The organism is Streptomyces sp. NPDC046197, assembly GCF_040646295.1.
Lineage (GTDB): Bacteria > Actinomycetota > Actinomycetes > Streptomycetales > Streptomycetaceae > Streptomyces.
In genome coordinates, this window is the sequence record NZ_JBEYZY010000073.1 from 1 (window position 1) to 4248 (window position 4248).

Genomic DNA, 4248 nt, shown 5'->3' on the forward strand with positions numbered 1-4248 from the left:
TGGTACTGCAGGGGGGACCCTGTGGGAGAGTAGGACACCGCCGAACAATTCTTGGGAAAACCCCGCACCTTCACGGTGCGGGGTTTTCTGCGTTCCGGGGTCGTCTAGGGTCGATGCATGCGCTACGACCTCGTCATCTTCGACAACGACGGCGTCCTCGTCGACAGCGAGCCGATCTCGAACCGGCTGCTGGCCGCCTACCTCACCGAGTTGGGGCACCCCACCTCCTACGAGGACTCCGTTCGCGACTACATGGGGTCGGCGATGCACCGGGTTCACGAAGTCGTCCTGGAGCGGACGGGGAAGCGGCTGCCCGACGACTTCGACGACGTCTTCCACGCTCGCGTCTTCGCCGCGTTCCAGCGGGAGTTGGAGCCGGTGACCGGCGCGGCCGGCCTGCTGGAGAAGCTCGCGGCGGACGGGACGCCGTACTGTGTCGCTTCGTCGGGCAGCCATGAGCGGATCCGGGTGGGGCATCGGGCGACGGGGCTGGACCGGTGGTTCGACGATGCGCGGATCTTCAGCGCGCAGGACGTGGGGCGTGGGAAGCCCGCGCCGGACCTCTTCCTGCACGCGGCCGGGCGGATGGGTGTCGCACCGGGGCGGTGCGTGGTCGTCGAGGACTCCCCGCTGGGCGTGCAGGCCGCCGTGGCGGCCGGGATGGACGTGTACGGGTTCACCGCGATGACGCCCGCGGACCGGCTCACGGGTGCCGTACAACTCTTCTCCGACATGGGGCAGTTGACGGACCTGCTGATATGACTCGGGCCATCCGCAAGGCACTGACATTTGTCATGCGGAGCTCCGGACGATCGTTTCTACTGCCGGACCTGCCCCGACCGCGAAGCTAGGGGCATGACGACGAACACGAGCAAGAGCCAGAGCAAGCTGCAGAACGTCGCCCCGCTGCTCATCGACGTGGCGGCCCCCATCGGCGGGTACTACCTGCTGAAGAACGGGCTGGGGCTGAGCAGTGTGGCCGCGCTCGGCTGGAGCAGTGCGGTGCCGGCGGTGCGGACCGCGTGGGGGGCGCTCAAGGAGCGGAAGGTCAACGGGCTGGCCGCGCTGATCCTCTTCGTGAACGTCGTCGGGATCCTGCTGAGCTCCGTCGCCGGGGACGCGAGGCTGATGCTGGCGAAGGACAGCGGGGTGAGCAGCGCGATCGGCATCGGCATCCTGGTGTCCGTGGCGCTGGGCAAGCCGATGATGAGCGCCGGTATGAAGCCGTGGCTGGTGAAGGGGGAGGCGAGCCGGGAGGCCGCCTGGGCGCGGCTGCAGGCCCGGTCCGAGGCGTTCCGGCGGGCCGAGCGGCGCTTCTCGCTGGTGTGGGGCGTGGTGCTGCTGACCGAGTGTGTGGCGCGGGTCGTGGGTGCCTACACCCTGCCCATCGACACGATGGTCTGGCTGGGCACGGTCATCACGGTGGTGGCGATGGTGCTGGGGTTCGTTGTGAGCGGTGCGCTGGCCGCCGGCCCGATGGCGCACATGCTGATCGCCGAGGCCAAGGCCGGCGAGACGAACGACGGCGAGACGAAGGCCGGCGCGGCGAAGGACGGCGCGGCGAAGGACGGCGCGGCGAAGGACGGCGCGGCGAAGGTCCGGCAGGCCGCCGCTCCCGTGGCCGCCCCTGTGGCCACCGCTCCGGTGACTGCAGTCACGGCCGTCGCGGCCGCCCGGTAAAGCTGAGCCAAATTCATCTTTGGCCGGATCTACCCACAGGTAGCCAGGGGCCCTACGCTCGCCGCCATGACTGATGTGCTGCGGCGCGGTAGGGCCTCGCTGGCGTTCAGCTTCTTCGCGCAGGGCGCCACCTTCGCCCTCCTCGTGACGCGGATTCCGGCCATCCAGGACCGGTACGGGGTCTCGGACGCGCTGCTCCCCGCCTTCCTGGCGGCGGTGCCGATCCTGGCCGGCGTCGGCAGCGTGACGACCGAGCACCTCGTGCGGCGGATACGCCCCAGCCGGCTGCTGCGCTGGTCCCAGCCCGTCGTGCTGCTGGCGCTGCTCGGTGCCGGGGCGGGCGATCAGGTCGCCGAACTGGGCGTGGCGCTCGCCGCCTTCGGGCTCGCCGTCGGCGCGCTGGACGCGTCGATGAACATGCTCGGGGTGAGCCTGCAGCGGACGTACGGGCGCAGCATCATGCTGAGTTTCCACGCCGCCTACAGCCTCGGCGGGATCATGGGTGCCTCGCTGGCCTGGGTGGGCGCGCACTGGCATCTGGCGTTGTGGGTGTCGTACCTGCCGGTGGTGGCCGTGCTGCTGCCGACGGCGCTGGTGGGCAGCCGGTGGTACGTCGACGGGGGCCCGGCGCCCGCTGCGGCGGCGCAGGGGACGGGCGGGAGCGTGGTGTTCAGGCTGCTGCTGCCGCTGTGTCTGGTGATGACCTTCGCGTACATCGGGGACTCGACCGTCTCCAACTGGAGCGCGAAGTATCTGAAGGACGTGCTGGGCAGCTCGGAGCAGCTGGCGACCGTGCCGTACAACGTGTACATGGTGACCACGCTGGTGGGGCGGGCCATCGGGGACTTCGGGGTACGGCGGTTCGGGGCCGTGGCGGTCGTACGGCTCGGGGCGCTGGTGGCGGCCGGCGGGTTCGCGGTGGTGGCGGTGGCGCCGGACGCGTGGGTGGGGATGCTCGGGTTCACCCTGCTGGGCCTTGGCCTGTGTGTGCTGGTGCCGCAGACGTTCGCGGCGGCGGGGCGGTTGTTCCCGGGGGCGTCGGACGCGGCGATAGCGCGGCTCAACATCTTCAACTACGTCGGCTTTCTGGTCGGCTCGCCGTTGGTCGGGGCGCTGGGCGGCGCGTGGAGCTATCGCGGGGCGATGCTGGTGCCGATGGTGTTGGTGCTGGTGACCTTGGGCTACGCCCGGTCGTTCGCTCCTCAACCGGACCGATACGGTGGCGGGCATGAGCGGCCGCGCACAGCTGATGTGGGACGAGGCAGTAACGGGCTATGACTTCGGTCCGGACCACCCGATGGACCCGGTCCGGCTGGCCCTGACCCGGAAACTGGTCGGTGCCTTCGGGCTCGACCGCGAGGCGCACGTCGTCGCGGCCAAGCCGGCCGGGGAGTCGACGCTGCGGCTCGTGCACCGGGAGGACTACATCGAGGCGGTGAAGTACGCCTCGGCGGATCCGCGGTCGGCGGACGGCAAGTACGGACTGGGGACGCTGGACGACCCCGCCTTCGCCGGGATGCACGAGGTGTCCGCGCTGATCGCGGGGCAGTCGGTCGGGGCGGCGGAGGCGGTGTGGCGCGGGGAGGCGCTGCACGCGGTGAACTTCGCGGGCGGGCTGCACCACGCGATGCCGGGGAGCGCGTCGGGGTTCTGCGTCTACAACGACGCGGCGCTGGCCATCGCGCGGCTGCTGGAACTGGGCGCCGAGCGGGTCGCGTACGTGGACGTGGACGTGCATCACGGGGACGGGGTGCAGGCCGCGTTCTGGGAGGATCCGCGGGTGCTGACGATCTCGCTGCACGAGCACCCCCGGACGCTGTTCCCGCAGACGGGGTGGCCGGAGGAGACCGGCGCCGCGTCCGCGGAGGGGTCGGCCGTGAACGTGGCGCTTCCGGCGGGGACCGGGGACGCGGGGTGGCTGCGGGCGTTCCACGCGGTGGTGCCGGAACTGATCGCCGACTTCCGGCCGCAGGTGCTGGTGACGCAGCACGGGGCCGACACGCACTTCGAGGACCCGTTGGCCCACCTGGCCGTGTCGCTGGACGCCCAGCGGGCGGTGCAGGTGGCGTGTCACGACCTGGCGCACGAGCACGCCGACGGGCGGTGGGTCGCGCTGGGCGGGGGCGGCTACGCGGTGGTGGAGGTCGTACCGCGGTCCTGGACGCACCTGGTCGGTATCGCGGCGGGGCGGCCGGTGGCGCCGGAGACGGTGATCCCCGAGAGCTGGCGGCAGGAAGTGTACGCGCGGACACGGCAGTTGGGGCCGATGCGGATGACGGACGGGCGGTGGCCGGTGTCGTGGTCGGACTGGGAGGCGGGGTACGACCCGGCGGACCGGTTGGACCAGGCGATCCTGGCGACGCGGCGTGCGGTGTTTCCGTTGCGGGGCCTGCTGGCGTAGCCGGTGCTCGGGTGCCGGCGTCGGCCGGTGTGTGCGGGGTGCTCGGGTGCCGGCGTCGGCTGGTGTGTGCGGGGTGCTCGGGTGCCGGCGTCGGCTGGTGTGTGCGGGTTGCCCGGGTGCCGGCGTCGGCTGGTGTGTGCGGGGTGCTCGGGTGCCGGCGTTGGCCG

The 4248-nt window shown here is 71.6% G+C and carries 4 protein-coding genes; all 4 read left to right on the top strand.

What is annotated here, in order from left to right; translation table 11 throughout:
• Positions 1 to 117: 117 nt before the first annotated feature.
• The 4 genes from AB0A61_RS40455 (at position 118) to AB0A61_RS40470 (ending at position 4081) form a co-directional block, all read left to right on the top strand.
• Complete coding sequence (locus AB0A61_RS40455; protein ID WP_361304477.1) at positions 118 to 762, top strand: HAD family hydrolase; 645 nt, start codon at positions 118 to 120, stop codon at positions 760 to 762.
• A 93-nt stretch (positions 763 to 855) separates the two neighbouring features.
• Positions 856 to 1680, top strand: a complete 825-nt coding sequence (locus tag AB0A61_RS40460; protein WP_361304480.1) for a VC0807 family protein — start codon at positions 856 to 858, stop codon at positions 1678 to 1680.
• Positions 1681 to 1746: 66 nt separating this feature from the next.
• Complete coding sequence (locus tag AB0A61_RS40465; protein WP_361304483.1) at positions 1747 to 2958, top strand: MFS transporter; 1212 nt, start codon at positions 1747 to 1749, stop codon at positions 2956 to 2958.
• Positions 2909 to 4081: an acetoin utilization protein AcuC gene (locus AB0A61_RS40470; RefSeq protein WP_361304486.1), complete on the top strand. Its 1173-nt coding sequence runs from the start codon at positions 2909 to 2911 to the stop codon at positions 4079 to 4081. The genes AB0A61_RS40465 and AB0A61_RS40470 overlap by 50 nt, the downstream gene beginning before the upstream one ends.
• Positions 4082 to 4248: the final 167 nt, after the last annotated feature.

What these genes read in the sequence shown, in the direction of transcription:
- AB0A61_RS40455 (WP_361304477.1), top strand. Translation starts at nt 118, where the DNA reads ATGCGCTACGACCTCGTCATCTTCGACAACGACGGCGTCCTCGTCGAC.
- AB0A61_RS40460 (WP_361304480.1), top strand. Translation starts at nt 856, where the DNA reads ATGACGACGAACACGAGCAAGAGCCAGAGCAAGCTGCAGAACGTCGCC.
- AB0A61_RS40465 (WP_361304483.1), top strand. Translation starts at nt 1,747, where the DNA reads ATGACTGATGTGCTGCGGCGCGGTAGGGCCTCGCTGGCGTTCAGCTTC.
- AB0A61_RS40470 (WP_361304486.1), top strand. Translation starts at nt 2,909, where the DNA reads ATGAGCGGCCGCGCACAGCTGATGTGGGACGAGGCAGTAACGGGCTAT.